We start from the raw sequence: 238 nt of genomic DNA, 5'->3' as shown, positions 1-238 counted from the left end.
GATGATCACCTCCGGCTTCAACGCCAGACCGCGCGCGATACCGATCCGCTGACGCTGACCACCCGAGAACTGGTGCGGATACCGGTTGATGTACTCCGGGTTGAGCCCCACCACGTCCAGCAGATCCTGAACCGCCCTGCGGCGGTCGCCCTTCGGCGCCACCTCCGGATGGATCTCGAACGGCTCCCCGATGATGTCACCCACCGTCATCCGCGGATTCAGCGACGTGTACGGGTCC

Annotated in this window: 1 protein-coding gene; it reads right to left on the bottom strand. The window is 65.1% G+C overall.

The features are described 5' to 3' along the window. Positions 1-238: ATP-binding cassette domain-containing protein (locus UK12_RS35985; RefSeq protein WP_045307442.1), on the bottom strand; the 238-nt coding region annotated here is incomplete at both ends.

It is taken from the genome of Saccharothrix sp. ST-888 (genome assembly GCF_000955975.1).
Classification (GTDB): domain Bacteria; phylum Actinomycetota; class Actinomycetes; order Streptomycetales; family Streptomycetaceae; genus Kitasatospora.
This window is presented reverse-complemented; position numbering and strand designations above follow the sequence as displayed.